The sequence below is a fragment of the Pandoraea sp. NPDC090278 genome (assembly GCF_044772185.1).
GTDB lineage: Bacteria > Pseudomonadota > Gammaproteobacteria > Burkholderiales > Burkholderiaceae > Pandoraea.
Map to the genome: position 1 here is coordinate 808,940 of NZ_JBIVYJ010000001.1, position 20,497 is coordinate 829,436.

Annotated in this window: 14 protein-coding genes; 11 read left to right on the plus strand and 3 right to left on the minus strand. The window is 62.3% G+C overall.

The window, feature by feature from the left end; genetic code table 11:
- Positions 1 to 330 precede the first annotated feature (330 nt).
- The 5 genes from ACIQWO_RS03550 to def all read left to right on the plus strand — a co-directional run bounded on the left by ACIQWO_RS03550 (position 331) and on the right by def (position 9,421).
- Complete coding sequence (locus ACIQWO_RS03550) at positions 331 to 1,326, plus strand: DMT family transporter (RefSeq protein ID WP_402819226.1); 996 nt, start codon at positions 331 to 333, stop codon at positions 1,324 to 1,326.
- A 166-nt stretch (positions 1,327 to 1,492) separates the two neighbouring features.
- A complete protein-coding gene (gene smc, locus ACIQWO_RS03555; protein ID WP_402819229.1) occupies positions 1,493 to 5,008 on the plus strand; it encodes a chromosome segregation protein SMC in 3,516 nt (1,171 codons plus the stop codon).
- A 39-nt stretch (positions 5,009 to 5,047) separates the two neighbouring features.
- A complete protein-coding gene (locus tag ACIQWO_RS03560; RefSeq protein WP_402819232.1) occupies positions 5,048 to 6,553 on the plus strand; it encodes a cell division protein ZipA C-terminal FtsZ-binding domain-containing protein in 1,506 nt (501 codons plus the stop codon).
- 185 nt (positions 6,554 to 6,738) lie between these two features.
- Positions 6,739 to 8,871 carry an NAD-dependent DNA ligase LigA gene (gene ligA, locus ACIQWO_RS03565; RefSeq protein ID WP_402819235.1) on the plus strand — a complete coding sequence of 711 codons (2,133 nt, stop codon included), beginning with the start codon at positions 6,739 to 6,741 and terminating at the stop codon, positions 8,869 to 8,871.
- A gap of 16 nt (positions 8,872 to 8,887) precedes the next feature.
- Complete coding sequence (gene def, locus ACIQWO_RS03570) at positions 8,888 to 9,421, plus strand: peptide deformylase (RefSeq protein WP_039398748.1); 534 nt, start codon at positions 8,888 to 8,890, stop codon at positions 9,419 to 9,421.
- Positions 9,422 to 9,554: 133 nt separating this feature from the next.
- Here the strand turns inward: def and ACIQWO_RS03575 are convergent, their stop codons facing one another.
- The 3 genes from ACIQWO_RS03575 to map form a co-directional block, all read right to left on the minus strand.
- Complete coding sequence (locus ACIQWO_RS03575; protein ID WP_402819239.1) at positions 9,555 to 11,543, minus strand: pseudouridine synthase; 1,989 nt, start codon at positions 11,541 to 11,543, stop codon at positions 9,555 to 9,557.
- Positions 11,540 to 14,104, minus strand: a complete 2,565-nt coding sequence (locus ACIQWO_RS03580) for a [protein-PII] uridylyltransferase (protein ID WP_402819242.1) — start codon at positions 14,102 to 14,104, stop codon at positions 11,540 to 11,542. Before ACIQWO_RS03580 ends, ACIQWO_RS03575 begins: the two co-directional genes overlap by 4 nt.
- A 138-nt stretch (positions 14,105 to 14,242) precedes the next feature.
- Positions 14,243 to 15,106 carry a type I methionyl aminopeptidase gene (map, locus tag ACIQWO_RS03585; protein ID WP_402819245.1) on the minus strand — a complete coding sequence of 288 codons (864 nt, stop codon included), beginning with the start codon at positions 15,104 to 15,106 and terminating at the stop codon, positions 14,243 to 14,245.
- Between the two features lie 493 nt (positions 15,107 to 15,599).
- Between map and rpsB the strand changes: the two genes are divergently transcribed.
- The 6 genes from rpsB to ACIQWO_RS03615 all read left to right on the plus strand — a co-directional run bounded on the left by rpsB (position 15,600) and on the right by ACIQWO_RS03615 (position 20,497).
- Positions 15,600 to 16,349: a 30S ribosomal protein S2 gene (rpsB, locus tag ACIQWO_RS03590; protein WP_039398738.1), complete on the plus strand. Its 750-nt coding sequence runs from the start codon at positions 15,600 to 15,602 to the stop codon at positions 16,347 to 16,349.
- Between the two features lie 153 nt (positions 16,350 to 16,502).
- Positions 16,503 to 17,384, plus strand: coding sequence for a translation elongation factor Ts (tsf, locus tag ACIQWO_RS03595; protein ID WP_402819248.1), 882 nt, complete (start codon positions 16,503 to 16,505; stop codon positions 17,382 to 17,384).
- A 98-nt stretch (positions 17,385 to 17,482) separates the two neighbouring features.
- The gene (gene pyrH, locus ACIQWO_RS03600; RefSeq protein WP_039398734.1) at positions 17,483 to 18,196 is read left to right on the plus strand and encodes a UMP kinase; all 714 of its coding nucleotides are present in this window, start codon (positions 17,483 to 17,485) and stop codon (positions 18,194 to 18,196) included.
- An 84-nt stretch (positions 18,197 to 18,280) separates the two neighbouring features.
- Entirely contained in the window at positions 18,281 to 18,841 is a 561-nt protein-coding gene (gene frr / locus ACIQWO_RS03605; protein ID WP_402819253.1) for a ribosome recycling factor, read from the plus strand.
- 64 nt (positions 18,842 to 18,905) lie between these two features.
- Complete coding sequence (gene uppS, locus ACIQWO_RS03610) at positions 18,906 to 19,688, plus strand: polyprenyl diphosphate synthase (RefSeq protein ID WP_402819256.1); 783 nt, start codon at positions 18,906 to 18,908, stop codon at positions 19,686 to 19,688.
- Complete coding sequence (locus ACIQWO_RS03615) at positions 19,688 to 20,497, plus strand: phosphatidate cytidylyltransferase (protein ID WP_402819259.1); 810 nt, start codon at positions 19,688 to 19,690, stop codon at positions 20,495 to 20,497. Before uppS ends, ACIQWO_RS03615 begins: the two co-directional genes overlap by 1 nt.

Consider the following 20,497-nt stretch of genomic DNA (forward strand, 5'->3'; position numbering starts at 1 on the left):
GCGTCGTCGAGCGGATTCGGGGCCACCCGGGAGCGTACAGGGCGGCTGGGCGAGACAGAAGACGCACCGGCAGGACGCACCGGCGCGCTGCGCGACGCCGTGCCTTTCCTGCCTCAGACTCGACGGATCGCAGGCCGGGCATAGGCTGGCGCTTATCCGCTTCATCACGCCAAGGGGTTCCCGGACGCGTTCAAGAATGGCAAGATCGGCAAAGCGAAAATTATACCGTTACGGCGCCCACAAAGCGCGACCAGCGCGTAATTCAGCATATTCCGAGGCGCCAATGGGGCAAGTCTGCGGAGTATCTCAGGTTTTTCAGGAGTTAAGAGTATGACCGTAGCCGGTAACGGCGCGGGCGGCCCGGAATCCGCATCCGGTGCCTCCAGCACTTCCTTCGGCACTCGGGCAGCGCCTGCCCTGGCCATTCTCATCGGATCGTCCGTCTGGGGGCTGGCCTGGTTCCCGTATCGCGTTCTGGCTCAGTGGGGCGTTGCAGCGGTGCCAGCCCAGATCTGCACGGCCACCGTGGCCATCCTGCTGCTCTCGCTCGTCTATCGGCGCTCGCTCGGCACGCTGCGCTGGTCGTGGTTGCTTGTGGGGGTGGCGTTCGCCGGGGGCACGACCAACGTCGCCTTTGTCTGGGGCACCACGCACGGCCACGTCATGCGTGTGTTGCTGCTGTTCTATCTGACCCCGGTCTGGACGGCGTTATTTGCCCACTGGCTGCTGGGCGAGCGGGTCGGCCTGCGCGGTGTGGGGCTGATTGCGCTGGCGCTGGGCGGTGCGGGCCTGATGCTCTGGTCGCCCGAGCTGGGTTGGCCGGTGCCGAACAATCCGGGGGAGTGGGCGGGTGCTATCGCCGGGGCGGCGTTTGCGCTCAATAACGTGCTGTTGCGGCGTGTCAGCCAGGCGTTGCCCGACGTTCCCGCCGAAATGCGCAGCTGGACGCTCTATCTGGGTTGCGTCGTGGGCGGCTTGCTGGTCTTGCCGTTCGACGGTGGGGCGCAGGCCGGGCAGGCGGCGGTCTCGGCGCTCACGTCCGGTGCGGCGACAGCTGCGGTCGCGCTGGCGCTGGGGTGCACCATCGCCGTGACTAACGTCATCGTGCAATTCGGTCTGGCGCGGGTGCCGGCCAATCAGGCGGCGCTCATCATGCTCTTCGAAATCGTGGTGGCGGCGATATCGTCCTGGTGGCTGGCCAGCGAAGGCCTGGGGGTGCGGGAAATCGCCGGTGGGCTGTGCATCGTGGCGGCGGGTGTGCTGTCCGGAATATTGCCCGATTCACGACGTTGTAAATCCGCGACGGCGGGGGATGCGATGGTATAATGCGTACCGTCGTTGTAACGTCGTAAGCACGCCTAAAGCGGCAAAAATGCGGCAAGACAGCAGCAAGAAAAGTGGCCCGTGCACGCCAGCGTGCGCAGGCCCGACAGGACCAGCTAGCGCGTCTGCGTCTTTCCTATCATTCAATGACCGATAAAGCGAACCTGCCGTGCGTCTGACTTCCATCAAACTCGCTGGCTTCAAATCTTTCGTCGACCCGACGAACTTCGCGGTGCCCGGCCAACTGGTCGGGATCGTCGGCCCGAACGGGTGCGGCAAATCCAACATCATCGATGCCGTGCGCTGGGTGCTCGGCGAGTCGCGCGCTTCCGAGCTGCGCGGCGAATCGATGCAGGACGTGATTTTCAACGGATCGACCGCCCGCAAGCAGGCGAGCCGCGCGAGCGTCGAACTGGTGTTCGACAACAGCGCCGGGCGCGCCGCCGGGCAGTGGAGCCAATACGCAGAAATCGCCGTCAAGCGCGTGCTCACGCGCGACGGCACCTCCAGTTACTACATCAATAACCTGCCGGCACGCCGCCGCGACATTCAGGACATCTTCCTCGGCACGGGCCTTGGGCCACGCGCCTACGCCATCATCGGGCAGGGGATGATTTCGCGAATCATCGAAGCGAAGCCGGAAGAGTTGCGCGTGTTTCTCGAAGAAGCCGCGGGCGTCTCCAAGTACAAGGAGCGCCGTCGCGAGACCGAGAACCGTTTGCAAGACACGCGCGAAAACCTGACGCGCGTGGAAGACATTCTTCGCGAACTCGGCACCAACCTCGAAAAGCTTGAATCGCAGGCAGTCGTCGCCAATCGATTCAAGGACTTGCAGCGCGACGGTGAAGAAAAGCAGCAGTTGCTCTGGCTGCTTCGCAAGAACGAAGCGCAGAACGAGCAGGAACGCCAGCAGCGCGCCATCGAGTCGGCGCAGGTCGATCTGGAAGCGCAGATGTCGCGTCTGCGCGGCTCGGAGTCCGATCTCGAAACGCTGCGCGCCGCGCACTACACGGCCACCGACGCCGTACAGGCCGCGCAAGGCGCCATGTACGAAGCGAACTCGGAAGTCAGCCGTCTCGAAGCCGAAATTCGTTACGTGGTCGAGTCGCGCAATCGCGTGCAGGCCCAGTTGGCGGCGCTGACCTCGCAGCGCGAGCAGTGGCAGGCCCGTTCGGCGCAGTCGGAAGAAGAACTCGCACTCGCCGAAGAAGAACTCATCATCGCCGAGGAACGTGCGGCGACTGCGCAGGACCAGGCCGCCGATCAGAACGAGGCGCTGCCCGCCCTCGAATCCGGCTGGCGCGACGCGCAGAACCTGCTCAACGAGCAACGCAGCGAGATCGCGCAGGTCGAGCAGAGTCTGAAACTCGAAGCCGCGCATCAGCGCAATGCCGATCAGGCGTTGCAGCAGTTGCAGCAGCGTCAGGAGCGTTTGCAGGGCGAAGCGCGAGGGCTCGACAAGCCCGACGAAGCCGAGCTTGAGCTGCAGCGCGGCGACCTCGCCGAACATCAGGCGATGCTCGAAGACGCGCAGGCCGAATTGGCCGACGCCGAAGAGCGTTTGCCGCGACTCGAGGCCGAGCGTGCCGAAGCACAGGCGCGCGTGCAGTCGGAAGCGGCCACGATCGCGCAGCTTGAGGCACGTCTGACGGCCCTCAAGCAACTCCAGGAAAGTGTCCAGACGGAAGGCAAGGTGCAGCCGTGGCTCGACAAGCACGAGCTGGCGCAATTGCCGCGTCTGTGGAAGAAGCTGCATATCGAGCCGGGCTGGGAGCCGGCGCTCGAGTCGGTGCTGCGCGAACGTCTCGCTGCGCTCGAAATCAGCAATCTCGATTGGGTGAAGGCCTTCGCGAGCGATGCGCCGCCAGCCAAGCTGGCGTTCTATTCGCCGCCGCCGGCTGCGCGACCGGTGGAAGCGCCGGCGTCGCTGCGTCCGCTGCTGTCGTTGCTGCGCATCGACGATCCGGGCCTGCGCGCTGTACTGCAGGAATGGCTCGGCCACGTGTTCGTTGCCGACGATCTCGCGCAGGCCATGATCGCCCGTGCGCAGTTGCCGGAAGGCGCGTCGATTGTCGTCAAGGCAGGCCATCAGGTCACGCGTGTCGGCGTTCAGCTTTATGCGGCGGACTCCGAACAGGCCGGTTTGCTCGCCCGTCAGCAAGAAATCGAGAATCTGGGTAAGCAACTGCGTGCGCAGGCATTGCTTTCCGACGAAGCCAAGTCGGCCGCCGTACGTGCCGATGCGGCCTACAGTCAGGCTGCGCAGGCGCTCAGCGAAGTGCGCGGCCGCGCCGAGCGCGCCACGCAACGCGTTCACGCCTTGCAGATGGACGTGCTCAAGCTCACGCAGGCTTACGAGCGCTACAACGCCCGCAGCACGCAGATCGATGAAGAGCTGCGTGAAATCGCCGCACAGATCGAAGAGCAACTGGCGATGCGCGCCGAGTCGGAGGCGAACTTCGAGCAAAGCGACGCGCGTTTGGCCGAGTTGCAGGCTACGTTCGAAGACGGTCAGCTCGAATTCGAATCGCTCGACAGTCAGTTGTCCGATGCGCGGAATCGCGCCCGTGAACTGGAACGTCTGGCGCAGGAAGCGTCGTACGGCCAGAAGGGCATCTCCAGCAAGATCGACGAGCATCGCCGCAGCATTCAGACGGCGCTCGAACAGGCTGAGCGCCTCGTCGTCTCGATTGAGCAGGCGCAGGCAGAACTCGCGCTGATCACCGAGCAGACCGCCGAAAACGGTTTGCAGGACGCACTCGAACTGCGCGCCGAGAAGGAAGAGATTCTGGGGGCAGCCCGCATCGAACTCGATGCACTGACGCAAAAACTGCGTCAAAGCGACGAAGAGCGGCTGGCCGCAGAGCGGGGTTTGCAGCCCCTGCGCGATCGCATCACGGAATTGCAGTTGAAGGAGCAGGCGGCGCGCCTGAATCGCGAGCAGTTCGTCGAGCAGCTGACGACGGCCGAAGTGGACGAAGAGGCGCTCTCCGCGAAGCTGACGGCGGATATGAAGCCGTCGTACCTGCAAGGCGAAGTCACGCGCATCAACAACGCGATCAACGCGCTCGGACCGGTCAACATGGCCGCGCTCGAAGAGCTGGAGACGGCGCGCGAGCGCAAGGTCTTCCTCGATGCGCAATCGGCTGACCTGAACGATGCCATCGAGACCCTCGAAGGTGCCATCCGCAAGATCGACGAAGAGACGCGTGTGTTGCTGCAAGGCACGTTCGACGAAGTGAACAAGCATTTCGGCGAACTCTTCCCGATGCTGTTCGGCGGTGGCCAGGCGAAGCTCATCATGACCGGCGACGAAATTCTCGACGCCGGTGTGCAGGTCATGGCGCAACCGCCGGGCAAGAAGAACTCTACGATCCATCTGCTGTCAGGGGGAGAGAAGGCGCTCACGGCCATTGCGCTGGTGTTCGGGATGTTCCAGCTCAATCCCGCGCCGTTCTGTTTGCTTGACGAGGTGGACGCGCCGCTCGACGACGCCAACACCGAGCGCTACGCCAAGATGGTGGCGCGCATGTCGGACCGTACCCAATTCGTATTTATTTCGCATAACAAAATCGCGATGGAAATGGCCAATCAGCTCATCGGCGTCACCATGCAGGAACAAGGGGTGTCGCGGATCGTGGCAGTGGACATGGAGTCTGCGATCAATCTGGCCGAGATCGCCTGACCCCGCGCCTACGATGGAGAAGAGAGAGGAACGCCGCGCATGAATGAACTGCAGCTGAGCTTGATTGCCGCAGGGGTAGTGGTACTGCTGGGAGTGGTGGCCTATAACGCCTGGCAAGGCAGCAAGGCACGCGCGCGCATACCGCGTCGCATGCCGGTCGACGGTGCGGGTATCGATGCAACCGCTGGCACGCCCGACGCCGACGACGACCGCCCGTTCATCGAACCGACGCTGTCGCCGCCGCGCGTGCCCGCACAGTCGGGCGAGCGTCGCGAGCCGACGCTTGGACCGGCGGCCGCCGGTACGTCGGTGCAAGATGCCTTTGCCATCAACGAAGATGCCTGGGACGCTCCACCGGCAGCGCGCAAGCGTGCCGCGCAGGAAGCGGCTGCGCGGGCTGCGGACGGTGGCGAGTCGGACGTGGTTGCCGACACGGCGCCCGTCCAGCCGCATGACGCATATGAGGCCGATGAGGCGCAACGCCGCGATGCGCAGGATGCGGCAGCGGCCAGTGCAGTCGCGCGCGTCGACGCCGAACTGGCCGCCGACGACACGGTAGACGCTGCCACGGCGGGGGCTGCCGCTAACGCCGCTGCGGCGCCCGATGCCGAAGCGCAGGCGCCGCAAGCCGATGCGGCCCCGACATCCAACGACGCTGCGATGCCTGCACCCGCAGCATCGGCAGCACCGGTTTCAGCCGCGCGTCCGGCGGCGCCGAGCGGTCCGCCGCCGATCATCGACGAACGCATCGACTGCATCGTCGAGTTGCCGCTGGCGAACGTGGTGGCCGCCGAACGACTGATGCCGCTGACGGTGCGCATGCGTCGTGCGGGCAGCAAGCCCGTGAACGTGGAGGGCCGCGTCGATGAAGCGTCCGCATGGGAGCCGATTCGCACGGGCGGCCGATATCACCAACTGCGCATGGCTGTGCAACTGGCCAATCGCGCAGGCGCTCTCAACGAAGTCGAGTTCTCCGAGTTCTCGAATCTCGTGCAGACGCTGGCGGATGCAGTCGATGCCTTGCCTGAATTGCCCGACATGATGGAAACGGTCGCCCGTGGCCGTGAACTCGACAGCTTTGCCGCGCAATGCGACGCGCAGTTGTCGGTCAACGTGCTGTCGGACGGCGCGCCGTGGTCGGCCAACTACGTGCAAGCCGTCGCGACACAAGACGGTTTGCTGCTTTCGCGCGACGGCATGCGTTTCGTCAAACTCGATTCGCGTCAGAACCCGGTGTTCATGCTGCAATTTGGCGACACCAACTTCCTGCGCGACGACCTGACGTACAAGGGCGGCGATCTGATCACCATGCTGCTCGATGTGCCAGTGGCCGACGAGGACCTCCTGCCGTTCCGTCTGATGTGCGATTACGCGCGTTCGATCGGGCAGCGTATCGGTGGCCGCGTGGTGGACGATCAACGCCGTCCGCTCTCGGATGCTGCGCTGCAAAACGTCGACAAACAGTTGCTCAAGCTTTACGAGCGCCTTGAAGCGCGTGGTCTTCCGGCAGGTTCGCCTGTCACGCGCCGTCTGTTCAGCCAGTAAGTTCAGGGCGATTTGCTGCGTTCGGGCAAGGCCGGATTCACGTGGCCTGCCGTCGCATTCGATGCACGCCGTTCACCGTCGGGTGAGCGGCGTTTTTGTTCCGATGGATTGCTCCTATCGACGGCGCGCATGGCGCACGTCGAAGGCATAATGTTCTGACTTCTCGTATCCCGAGTCTTGCACGCATGTCCCAAACTTCCGTTCCGGGTCAGGGCGCGAACGCCCCTACGCCAGCCGATGCTACGGCCGCCGCACAACGTGCCGCCGAGTTGCGTAACGAGCTAGCCCGCCACAACCGCGCATATTACGAAGACGACGCGCCGCTCGTTCCCGATGCCGAGTACGACCGTCTCTTTGGCGAACTCGTCGGGCTGGAAAGCGCGCATCCCGAGTTGCAGCGGGCCGATTCGCCCACCCAGCGTGTCGGGGGCAAGCCCGTCGACGGATTCGCACCGGTGGTGCATCGTGTGCCGATGCTCTCGTTGAACAATGGCTTTGCCGATGAAGACGTCGAGGCGTTCGACCGGCGCGTGAGCGACGGACTGCGTCCCGATGCGGCGGGTGCTGCGGGGGCGGGTAATGCGTCATCCGGCGATCTGTTCGGTGCGCCGGTTGAGTATGCCGCCGAGCTGAAGTTCGACGGTCTGGCCATTGCATTGCGCTACGAGCAGGGTGTGCTCGTGCAAGCCGCGACGCGCGGCGACGGCACGACGGGCGAGGATGTCACCGCCAACATCCGTACCATCAAGAAAATCCCCCTCAAACTCGATAGCGAAAATCCGCCCGAAGTGCTCGAAGTGCGCGGCGAAGTGTTGATGTTCCGTGCAGACTTCGACAAGCTTAACGAGGCGCAGGAGGCGGCTGGCGAGAAGGTTTTCGTCAATCCGCGCAACGCGGCAGCGGGCAGTCTGCGCCAACTCGATTCGAAGATTACGGCCAAGCGTCCGTTGTCGTTCTTCGCCTATGGTGTTGGGGAACTGGTCGGTGTGCCGATGCCCGAGACGCATTCGGCCTTGCTCGACTGGTATGTGACGCTGGGTATTCCGGTCAACGACAAGCGGGAAGTCGTGCAGGGCGCGCAAGGACTGCTGAAGTTCTACCGCGAAGTCGGTGAGGCGCGCGCGTCGTTGCCTTACGACATCGACGGCGTGGTCTACAAGGTCAACCGTCGCGACGAGCAGGATCGTCTCGGCTTCGTCTCGCGCGCCCCGCGCTTCGCATTGGCGCACAAATTTCCGGCGCAGGAAGCGCTGACGACATTGCTCGACATCGAAGTGCAAGTGGGACGTACGGGGGCGATCACACCGGTGGCGCGACTCGCGCCAGTGTTCGTCGGCGGCGCGACAGTGACGAATGCCACGCTGCACAACGAGGACGAAATCCGTCGCAAAGACGTGATGATCGGCGACACGGTGATCGTGCGTCGCGCGGGCGACGTGATTCCCGAAGTCGTCGGATCGGTGCTGGACCGTCGCCCCGACGACGCGCGTGCTTTCGTGATGCCCACTGAGTGTCCGGTGTGCGGTTCCGCCATCGAGAAGCTTCCGGACGAAGCGATCGCACGATGCACCGGCGGGCTGATTTGCGCCGCACAACGCAAGCAGGCGCTGCTGCATTTCGCGCAGCGTCGCGCACTCGATATCGAGGGGCTCGGCGACAAGCTGGTGGAGCAACTGGTCGATCAGCAGATCATTCGGACCCCGGCCGACCTGTTCAAGCTGGGTGTGGCAAAGCTCGCTGCGCTCGACCGGATGGCCGACAAATCGGCCGCCAATCTCGTCACGGCGCTGGAGACAGCGCGTCACACCACGCTGGCGCGCTTTATCTTTGCGCTGGGTATTCGCCACGTCGGTGAAGCGACGGCGAAGGATCTTGCGCGGCACTTCGGCAAGCTCGACAACCTGATCGCCGTCTGCAAACGCGATTCCGATCTGACGGAACTGCTGGCCGTTCCGGACGTCGGACCGATTGTGGCCGAGTCGATCAACAATTTCTTCTGCGAAGATCATAATGTCGAAGTGATCGAGCAACTGCGGGCGGCGGGCGTCACCTGGCCGGAGTCGGAACCGGCGGCCGTTGCACCGTTGCCGCTGGCGGGCAAGACGTTTGTGTTGACCGGAACATTGCCGACGCTCTCGCGTGACGACGCGAAGGCAATGCTCGAAGCGCAAGGAGCAAAGGTTGCTGGCTCGGTGTCTGCGAAAACGGACTACGTGGTCGCGGGCGCAGAGGCGGGCAGCAAGTTGGCAAAGGCTGAGGCACTGGGCGTGCCCGTGCTCGATGAGGACGCTATGCGCGCGATGTTGGCCGCGCTTTGATGTGAGGACCGAACCGATGATTCGCGACATTCTGAAGATGGGCGATCCGCGCTTGCTGCGTATCGCCAAACCCGTCGAACAGTTCGGCACGCCCGAGTTGGACGAGCTTATAGCCGACATGTTCGAGACCATGAAGCATGCGAACGGCGCCGGGCTTGCCGCACCGCAGATCGGCGTCGATCTGCAAGTGGTGATCTTCGGCTTCGAGCACAACGAGCGCTATCCGGACGCCCCGGAAGTGCCTGAAACCGTGCTGATCAACCCGGTCATTACGCCGTTGACGCAGGACATGGAAGAGGGCTGGGAAGGCTGCCTGTCGGTGCCGGGGCTGCGCGGTATGGTCAACCGCTATTCGATGCTGCGCTACGAAGGATTCGACCAGCATGGTCACGCCATCGACCGCGTGGCAGAAGGATTTCATGCACGTGTCGTGCAGCACGAGTGCGACCATCTGATCGGCAAGCTCTATCCAATGCGAATTACCGACTTCAGCAAATTCGGCTTTACGGAGATCCTCTTCCCGGGGCTCGATCCGAATAGTGACGATTGAGTGCGACGCCGGGGTTGATGTATCGCTGATCTGCGATTGACGTTTCACCCTGGCGCTTGCCGGAGACGACACAAAAAAAGCCCGCCGTAATGGCGGGCTTTTTCATGGCCGCGATGGGTGAATCGTCGCCGAATCAGAACCCTTCGCCAGTGCGCAGGTAACGCCATTCGCCCACAGGCAGGTTGCCTAGGGTGATTTGTCCCATGCGCACTCGCTTGAGGCCCGTCACGTGCAAACCGACCAGTTCGCACATGCGGCGAATCTGACGCTTCTTGCCTTCCTTGAGCACGAAGCGAAGTTGCTCCGGGTTCTGCCAGTCGACCTGTGCGGGCTTGAGCGGTTGATCGTCAAGCTCAAGTCCATGACGCAGCAGCGCCAGGCGATCGGCCGGGAAGTGCGCCTGAACGTTCTGCGAGTGCTCGTTGTACGACACGCGCACGAGATACTCCTTTTCGATGTCCGAATCCTCGCCGATCAACTGCTTGGCAATGCGGCCGTCCTGTGTGAGGACGAGCAGACCCGTGGAGTCGATGTCGAGACGTCCGGCAGGTGCCAGGCTGCGCAGATGCGACGGCGAGAAGCGCACGCCGGCGTCGTCTTCGGCCCAGTGATGTTCGCTGGTCACCAGTACGACAGCGGGATCGTATCCGTCTTCCGCCTGACCCGAGACGTAACCCACCGGCTTGTGCAGCAGGATCGTGACGCGATTGGCTTGTTCCTTCTGCGCGGCTTGCACGACGGTGATTTCCTGCGTGGGCAGAATTTTCGTGCCCAGCTCCTTCACCACCTTGCCGTCGACGCGGACCCAGCCCTTGGCGATCCACTCGTCCGCTTCGCGACGCGAGCACAGGCCGAGTTCGGACATCCGCTTGGACAAACGCAGCGAGCCTTCGGCGTCGTGGTGGATCTTGATATCGTCGTCATCGTCGTCGCGCTCGACTCGCGGTGCACGCGAGGGACGTGCGGCGCGGTTCGCTTGGTTGTCGCGATCGTCGCGCGAGAAGCGGCCGCGCGGGGCCCCTTCGTTCGTGCGACGCGGCGCGCGATCATCGAAGCCGCCACGTGCGCCGCCCTCGGTATTGCGACGGGGGCGGTCTTCATCGAAGCGACGCGGCGCACGATCGTCGAAGTCGCGCTTGGCAGGACGTGCGAAGTCGCCACGTGCACCACCTTCGGTATTACGACGCGGACGGTCTTCGTCAAAGCGACGCGGTGCGCGATTATCGGAGTCACGCTTCACTGGACGCGCGAAGTCGCCACGTGCACCACCTTCGGTATTACGACGCGGGCGGTCTTCGTCGAAGCGACGCGGCGCGTGATCACCGAAGCCGCCACGTGCACCGCTCTCGGTGTTGCGACGCGGTGCGCGATCATCGAAGTCACGCTTCACAGGACGAGCGAAATCGCCACGAGCGCCACCTTCGGTATTGCGGCGCGGACGGTCTTCATCAAAACGACGCGGCGCACGATTATCGAAGTCACGCTTCACCGGACGGGCGAAGTCGCCACGTGCACCACCTTCGGTATTGCGACGCGGGCGATCTTCATCGAAGCGACGTGGTGCGCGATCATCGAAGCCGCCACGTGCGCCACCTTCACTATTGCGACGCGGACGGTCTTCGTCAAAGCGGCGCGGTGCACGATTATCAAAATCACGCTTCACCGGGCGAGCGAAATCGCCACGAGCAGCCCCTTCGGTGTTGCGACGCGGACGGTCTTCGTCGAAGCGACGCGGCGCGCGATCATCGAAGTCACGACGTGCACGGGACTCGTCGTCAAAACGGGCAGGGCGTGCACCGGCAACGCGTTCGCGTTGACCACGTGCGGGCGGACGTTCGCCCGTCGGACGTTTTTCGTAGGGCGCGCCGCCACCTGCTGGCTTGCGCGGTGCTGTGCCGCTGCTGGCCGGGCGACGAGCGCCACCGGGTGTTGCGTTATCGTCCGCCGGACGCGGACGTGCCGGTTTTCCGGCAGGTTTCTTCACGCCGCTGGCATCGAGCATCGACGCGGGTACGGACTTGGTCGGACGCTTCAATGCGCCAGCCGAGCGCACAGGGGCGCGCGTCTTGTCGAGGGTGCGGGGGTGTTTGGCGCTCAGTTTGGCGCGCGGGGTATCGCTCATGGTTCCAATGCTTCGAGTAATTCGGTCTCGACGGCAATTTGCAGGCGACTATCCTGCAAACGGCTGCCGTCGAGCAGGAACGTGTCTTCGACACGTTCGCCGAGGGTATTGATGCGGGCGGTTCGCACGCTGACGCCGTGACGCGCAAGCACGCGAGCGACCGCATAAAGCAAACCGGTGCGGTCGTTGGCCGACACCGATAGCAAGTAGTACTGGCCACGTTCGTCGGGCCGGAGATCGACACGAGGCGTGACCGGAAAGCTGCGCGAGCGGCGCGGCAGACGCCCCTTGCTCGGTTCTGCCAGAGGCTCTTCCCGTGTGAGCAACGACACCAGTTCGCTTTCCACCAGATTGATGATGTCGCGATAACTGGTGTCGAGGCCCGGGTCGGTCAGCAAGAAGCTGTCGAGCGCGAAGCCCTGGCTGGTGGTGTGCACTTTGGCATCGAGAATCGACAGTCCCTTGCGCTCGAAGTAGCCACAGATACGCGCGAACAGATCGACCTGATCGCGCACATAAACCAACACCTGTAACCCTTCGCCGATGGGCGACGGACGCGCTTTGACGATGGGCGATGCACTGTCGACATGTCGCCACAGATGGCGCGTTTGCCACGCCACGTCTGCCGGGTCGTTGCGCAGAAAGTACGCGACGTCCAGCGTGTTCCAGAGCGCTTCCTGCGCGCGCTCCGGCACGGTGTACAGGCGCAGCAGTCCGAGCGCTTCTTCCTTGCGCGTCTTCAATTGCGCGTGCGGGTCCGGGTTGGCACCGCCCAGTACCTGCAACGTCAGACGATAAAGGTCTTCGAGCAGCTTGCCTTTCCATGCGTTCCATACTTTCGGACTGGTGCCGCGAATGTCTGCCACAGTGAGCAGGTAAAGCGCGGTCAGGCGACGCTCGTTTTCGACCTTCTCCGCAAAACGTCGGATGACGTCCGGATCGGTGGTGTCCTGCTTCTGTGCCACGGTGCTCATCGTCAGATGTTCACCGACCAGCCAGACGATCAGATCGGTGTCTTCCTTCGAGATGCCGTGACGCGTGCAGAAAGTGCGCGCGTCGACCATGCCGAGCGTCGAGTGGTCACCGCCACGGCCCTTCGCAATATCGTGGAAGAGGGCGGCGATCGTCAGCACCCACGGACGGTCGAAGTTCGCGATCAACTGACTGCAGAACGGGTACTCATGCGTATGTTCCGCGACCGCGAAACGGCGAATATTACGCACGACCATCAGAATGTGCTGATCGACGGTGTACACGTGATACAGATCGTGCTGCATCTGCCCGACCACGCGACGGAAGTTGATTAGGTAGCGGCCCAGCACACTCGTCTGGTTCATCAGCCGCAATGCATGGGTGATGCCCTGCGGCTGCTGCAAAATCTCGAGGAATGTGCGACGGTTCTCAGGGTCCGCACGCCACTGTCCGTTCATGAGTTCGCGCGCGTTGTAGAGCGCTCGCAGGGTTCTGGCAGACAACCCTTTTACCCCGACGACTTGCTCGTACAGCAGGAACGTTTCGAGAATCGCATTCGGATGACGTGTGTACAGTTCGTCGTCGACGATCTCGATCATCCCTTGCTTCTCGACGAAGCGCTCGTTGATCACGCGAGTGACGCCGCTGGTTTGCGGGAACAGCCGGGCTTCAACGTTCAGCAGCAGCACGGTATTGAGCTGCGAGACCGCCTTTGCAGCCCAGTAGTAGCGCCGCATGAGTTGCTCGCTGGCGCGCTTCGTCGTCGTGGCGTCGAAGCCGAGGCTTTGCGCGAGGGCCGTCTGAAGGTCGAATACCAGCACGTCCTGCCGACGGCGTGCCAGCAAATGGAGCCGCGCTCGCAAACCCTTGAGGAATTGCTCGTTTCGACGCAGCTCCTTGAGTTCGCGATCCGTCAGCAGATCCCTCGTGGAAAGCTCCGCCCAGCTATTACCGAGCCCCGCCGCCTTCGTCATCCACAGAATCACTTGCAGGTCGCGCAGGCCGCCCGGGCTTTCCTTGCAGTTCGGCTCCAGGCTGTACGGGGTGTCCTGATACTTCGCGTGGCGCTGACGGATCTCGAGTTGCTTGCTCCTGAAGAACGCGAGCGGGTCGAGGTCGTCGGCGAAACGTCGTTGAAATTCGTCGAACAGCGCTTGATTGCCGGTGAGCAGACGCGCCTCCAGCAGGCTCGTTTGCACCGTAATGTCGGCCTGTGCTTCGGAGATGCACTCGTCGACAGTGCGCACCGATGAACCGATCTCGACGCCGATATCCCAAAGAAATCCGATGAACGGCTCGACGTGCGACGTCAGCGCCTCGCCGTCTGTGCCTGGATGCAACAACAGAATGTCCACGTCCGAATACGGATACAGCTCGCCGCGTCCGTAACCGCCGACCGCCACGAGCGCGAAGTCGTCCGGCATCCGGTACTCGGCCCACGCATCGCGCATGGCCTGATCGACAGCGTGGCACAAACCGTGCAGAAGCCCGTCGATCTTGCCGTTTGCGACAAATCGTTCGACGAGTTCGGCCTTGCGGTCCTTGAGGGCCTGACGTAGCGGAGAAGGGGCGTGTGCACGTGCGTGCATGGCGGCTTCCAGGGGGTGGATAAACGAGTCAGGCACGGCAACGCGCTGCGGAGTGCTGCGAGGCCGGGCCGGGCGGCCGTCAGAGTTGCCGACGGCCGGACGTTACTGCTTCGTTGGAATCTAACGATTCTTACGTTGTTAAGCCGCTGCTGCGAACGACGTGACGTACGACGAGCCCGGCGGCGGTGCAGGCGTCTGTGCTGAATGCGTCAGCACCTCGTGGCCCGTTTCCGTCACCAGCACGGTATGTTCCCACTGGGCCGACAGGCTGCGGTCTCGCGTCTTGACGGTCCACTGATCGGGCATCGTCCGAATTTCGCGCTTGCCAGCGTTGATCATCGGTTCGATGGTGAAGATCATGCCGGCCTGCAATTCCAGACCGGTGCCTTGACGTCCATAGTGCAGGATTTGCGGATCTTCATGGAACACCTGGCCGATCCCGTGCCCACAATACTCGCGCACGACACTGTAGCCCTGCGCCTCGGCGTGCGTCTGGATCGCCTGGCCGATGTCGCCGAGACGCGCGCCCGGGCGCACCTGGTTGATGCCGAGCCACATGCACTCATAGGTAACCTGCGCCAGACGTTTGGCCAGGATCGTGCCATCGCCGACGATGAACATACGACTGGTGTCGCCGAAGTAGCCGTCCTTGATGACAGTGATGTCAATGTTCAGGGCGTCGCCGTTCTTGAGGGCCTTGTCGCCGGGAATGCCATGGCAGATCACGTCGTTGACCGAGATGCAGGTGGCCTTGGGGTAGGGCGGGTAGCCGGGCGGCTGGTAGTTCAGCGGCGCAGGGACGGTGCCCTGTTCCTTGATCATGAATTCGTGGCAGAGGCGGTCGAGCTCCCCGGTGGTGACGCCGGCGCGCACGTGCGGCGTAATGAAATCGAGCACTTCGCTCGCCAGGCGGCAAGCGACGCGCATCATTTCAATGTCGTGGGCATTTTTGAGAGTGATGGCCATTGCGGAATCGGACAAATTGCGGAAACAGTGACGCATTATCGCACCAATGGAGGGTTTTGGCCGGGTTTCGGCCTTGCGCGGCGTGGATTTCGGAGCATTCCGACGGTGAATTTCCGCGGTTCCGATAGCGTCGTCGGAAGCGATGCCGAACCGGCCGGTATGCCGCGCAAACCGGGCATTCGGGGTCTGTCATCGCAAGTTCACGAGCCTCTTGAGTGATGGCGCAGTGCGATGCTATAATCTCGGGCTAAGTCGAGGACGAGTTGTCAATATGGTCAAGGGTTTCCCCTTGGTTTTTAGTGCGATTCGCCGGAGTTTTGGGGTGTTTAGCCCCAAGTTGGTGCTGAAAGGCGCCGAATTCGGTGATTCGCCGGGCAACGATCGGTCTTCTCGGCTTGGAAATTTTGAAATCGCGGGCCGGCGCACCCAGGGTGCCCGATCTTCGCAGGCGGGTCATGCAAAGCTGTATGGCAGTCTGACGAAACGGGTACGGCAGCCGGTCTAAGACCTAACCCTCACGGAGAATCACATGTCTGTCACGATGCGTCAGATGCTGGAAGCGGGCGTCCACTTTGGTCACCAAACCCGTTTCTGGAACCCCAAGATGGCCCCCTATATCTTCGGCCATCGCAACAAGATTCACATCATCAACCTCGAAAAGACGTTGCCGATGTACCAGGACGCACTGAAGTACGTGCGTCAACTGGCAGCAAACCGCGGCACGATCCTGTTCGTGGGCACGAAGCGTCAGGCGCGTGACATCGTGGCGGAAGCCGCAGCACGTGCCGGTATGCCTTACGTCAACAACCGTTGGCTGGGCGGCATGCTGACGAACTTCAAGACGCTGAAGTCGTCGATCAAGAAGCTCAAGGACATGGAGCAGGCTCTGGAAGCCGGCGAGCAAGAGCGCATGAGCAAGAAGGAAGCGCTGCTGTTCGATCGCGAAATGGCCAAGCTGCAAAAGTCGATCGGTGGCGTGAAGGAAATGGGCGGCATGCCCGACGCTATCTTCGTCGTCGACGTCGGCTACCACAAGATCGCCATCACCGAAGCCAACAAGCTGGGCATTCCGGTGATCGCCGTGGTCGATACGAACCACTCGCCGGAAGGTGTGGATTACGTGATCCCGGGTAACGACGACTCGAGCAAGGCTGTCGAGCTGTACGTGCAAGGCGTCGCCGACGCAATCCTCGAAGGCCGTGCAAACGCCGTCAAGGAAGTCGTCGAAGCCGTTCGCGGCGAAGGCGACGAGTTCGTCGAAGTGAACGAAGAGGCGTAAGCGGCCACCGCTGCGTAACAAAAGGGGCTGCTTGTGGCGCCCCTTTTTTTAGTCCGATTTCCCCGCGTCGGGTGAGTGGGGCGCCAAGGGTGGGCAGTGAGGCCGCTCTTGTGAAACCCTCTCCCGACTGATTCGATATACAGGAGTAACGATATGCCGGCAATTACTGCAGCAATGGTGGGCGAACTGCGCGCCAAGACCGATGCGCCGATGATGGAATGCAAGAAGGCGCTGACCGAAGCCGACGGCGACATGGTTCGTGCTGAAGAAATCCTGCGTGTCAAGCTGGGTAGCAAGGCCAGCAAGGCTGCAAGCCGTATCACGGCTGAAGGCGTGATCTCGGCCTACATCGACGGCGGCAAGGGTGCCGTGGTTGAAATCAACTGCGAAACCGACTTCGTTTCGAAGAATGACGACTTCCTGAAGTTCGCAGAAAACTTGGCCAAGCTGGTCGCCGAGAACAACCCGGCTGACGTCGCGGCCCTGTCGGCACTGCCGCTCGACGGCAAGACCGTTGACCAGATCCGTGCCGACCTGATCGGCAAGATCGGCGAAAACATGACGATTCGTCGCTTCCAGCGTTACGAAACGTCGGGCAAGCTGGCCTCGTACCTGCACGGCACGCGTATCGGCGTGATCGTCGAGTACGAAGGTGCTGACGCTGAAGTCGGCAAGAACGTCGCGATGCACATCGCCGCCATGAAGCCGGTTGCCGTGTCGGGCGACCAGGTCGCGGCAGATCTGATCGAGAAGGAACGCAAGGTTGCCGCCGAGAAGGCCGCGGAATCGGGCAAGCCGGCCGAGATCGTCGCCAAGATGGTGGAAGGCAGCGTGCAGAAGTTCCTGAAGGAAGTCTCGCTGTTCAACCAGACGTACGTGAAGGACGACAAGGCAACCGTCGAGCAGATGCTCAAGGCCAACAACACCACGGTCAAGGCATTCACCATGTTCGTGGTCGGCGAAGGCATCGAGAAGAAGCAAGACGACTTCGCTGCTGAAGTCGCTGCTCAAGTGGCCGCTGCCAAGCAGTCGTAATTCGCGCAGTACCGTAGTATCCGGGGGCGGCGGTGCCGTCCCCGTTGTTTCATCCAGAATACCCCAACAGTGCCCGACCAGACTTCTTAAGGACCGCCATGTCTACTCCTTACAAACGCGTACTTCTCAAGCTCTCTGGTGAAGCCCTCATGGGTGACGACTCGTTCGGTATCAACCGCGCAACCATCGAACGGATGGTTGGCGACATTGCCGAAGTCGTTCGCCTGGGCACGCAATTGGCCGTCGTGATCGGCGGTGGCAATATTTTCCGGGGTGTGGCAGGCGGTGCCGCAGGTATGGACCGTGCGACGGCCGACTACATGGGCATGCTCGCCACGATGATGAACGCCCTGGCGCTGCAGGACGCGATGCGTCACGCTGGCATCGAAGCGCGTGTGCAATCCGCGCTGCGTATGGACCAGGTCGTTGAACCGTACATCCGCCCCCGCGCGATTCGTCAGCTCGAAGAGGGTAAAGTCGTGATCTTCGCTGCTGGTACGGGCAACCCGTTCTTCACGACCGATACGGCCGCTGCGCTGCGTGGCTCGGAAGTCGGTGCCGAAGTCGTGCTGAAGGCGACCAAGGTCGACGGCGTTTACTCGGCCGACCCGAAGAAGGTTCCGGACGCAGTGAAGTACTCGACCATCAGCTTCGACGAGGCGATCTCGAAGAACCTGCAGGTCATGGACGCGACGGCTTTCGCGCTGTGCCGCGATCAGAAGATGCCGGTGCGCGTTTTCTCGATCGTGAAGCCGGGCGCGCTCAAGCATGTCATCCTCGGCGAAGACGAGGGAACGCTCGTCCACGTTTGAGTTCAAATTGCGGCGTCCACGCGCATTGGCGCGTCGACGCCGTATCATTTATGTTTGCGTAACAATTTAGGTTTGGAGGTTGCCATGAGCGTTGCTGACGTCAAGAAGCATGTCGAGCAAAAGATGAAGAGCTCGATCGAGTCGTTCAAGAACAACCTGGCGAAGATTCGTACCGGCCGCGCGCACGTTGGCCTGCTCGATCACGTCCAGGTCGATTATTACGGTTCGATGGTGCCCATCTCTCAAGTTGCCAACGTGAGCCTCGTCGACGCGCGTACGATCGGCGTGCAAGCGTGGGAAAAGAACATGGTCCCCAAGGTCGAAAAGGCCATCCGCGAGTCGGATCTGGGCCTGAACCCGGCGACGCAGGGTGATCTGATTCGTGTGCCGATGCCCCAACTGACCGAAGAGCGCCGTCGTGAAATGACGAAGCTTGTGAAGTCGGAAGGCGAAAACGCCAAGGTTGCCGTGCGTAACCTGCGTCGCGACGCCAATGAGCAACTCAAGAAGCTGGTGAAGGACAAGGAAATTTCGGAAGACGACGAGCGCCGTGGTGGCGACGATGTCCAGAAATTCACCGACAAGTTCGTCGCCGAAATCGACGAGTTGGTGAAGCAGAAGGACGCCGAGATCATGACGGTTTAAGTGCTCACGGCACTTACCGCTCAATCTCCGCAGACTTTCGCGCTCGACTTTGCGCCGTAACTCAATGGGTTTTCTCAGCTCTACGCTTTCTGCTCCTGAGACAGCGAGCATTCCGCGCCACGTTGCCATCGTCATGGACGGCAACGGGCGTTGGGCTACCAGTCGTAAATTGCCTCGCGTTGCGGGGCATAAGCGTGGTGTTGACGCCGTGCGTGAAGCCGTGACGGCATGTGCCGAGCTTGGCGTCGAGTACCTGACCCTGTTCGCGTTCAGTTCCGAGAACTGGCGTCGTCCGCAGGATGAAGTCTCGACGCTCATGCAGCTTTTCATTCTTGCGCTCGAGCGCGAGGTGGGGAAGCTGCATAGCAACGGCATCCGTCTTCGCGTGATTGGTGCGCTCGAAGCGTTCGAGCCGCGCATTCAGGAACTCGTCAGGCGTGCGGAAGAGCGTACGCAGGACAACAAGGGTCTTACCTTGACCATTGCTGCCAATTACGGTGGGCGATGGGACATTCTCCAGGCGGCTCAGAAGCTCGCCGCTGTGCGTGTCGCGCAGGGGGGGGCTGCAGCGCTCGATACATCGTTTTCGGAAGACGATCTCGCGCCCTATCTGAGCATGGCCTATGCGCCGGAGCCGGATCTCTTTATCCGCACCGGTGGCGATCAGCGCGTCAGTAATTTTCTGCTTTGGCAACTGGCGTACACTGAACTGTATTTCACCGAAGAATTCTGGCCGGACTTCAACGCCAATACGCTTAAGCGGGCAGTCGCCGAGTTTCAGCAGCGCGAACGCCGTTTCGGCCGTACCAGCGCGCAAGTCCAGAACCCCTCGGGACAATCCGCCTGATGCTCAAGACACGCGTTATTACCGCTGTCGTACTCCTCGCCATTCTTTTGCCCGTGATCTTCGTCGGTACGCCGGCGCAGTTCGCGTTGCTCGCGGCCGTGATCGTTGCGGCTGCCGGGTGGGAGTGGGGGCGTCTGGTCGGCCTGAACGGCACGGGCGCTGTTTTTTATGGTGCGCTGGCCCTGCTGGGTGTCGGGCTGACTTGGGTGGGCGGCTGGACGCTGTCGTCAATGTGGCTCAAACCGGCCGCCATCTTCTGGATTCTCGCCGGTCCCTACACGCTTGCACGTAAGCCTGCGACGCAAGGGGCGTGGCGCGGTCTGTTGCTGGTGGCGGGGCCGGTATTGCTGATTGCTGCCTGGCAGGCGCTTTGTCTCGCACGTGAGCGCGGCGTCGCCTTCCTGCTGTCGGTGCTCGTCATCGTCTGGCTCGCCGACACTGGCGCTTATTTCGCCGGGCGGGCTTTCGGCAAACGCAAGCTCGCGCCGTCCATCAGCCCCGGAAAGTCCTGGGAAGGTGCCGTCGGCGGGTGGCTGCTGGTCCTCGCGATTGCTGCGGCAGTGCTCGCCAGCGGATTGCAGGCGCCGACCATCGTTTCTCATCTCGCCAGCACGTTGGGCCTTGCACTCGGCGCATTGGCGTTGACCGTGCTGGTCGCTTTCTCGGTCGTAGGCGATCTGTTCGAATCTCAACTCAAGCGGCAAGCGGGCGTGAAGGATTCCAGCGCACTGCTGCCAGGTCATGGTGGCGTGCTCGATCGAATCGACGCGCTGCTCCCGGCGCTCCCGCTGGCTATGCTCTTCGTCTGA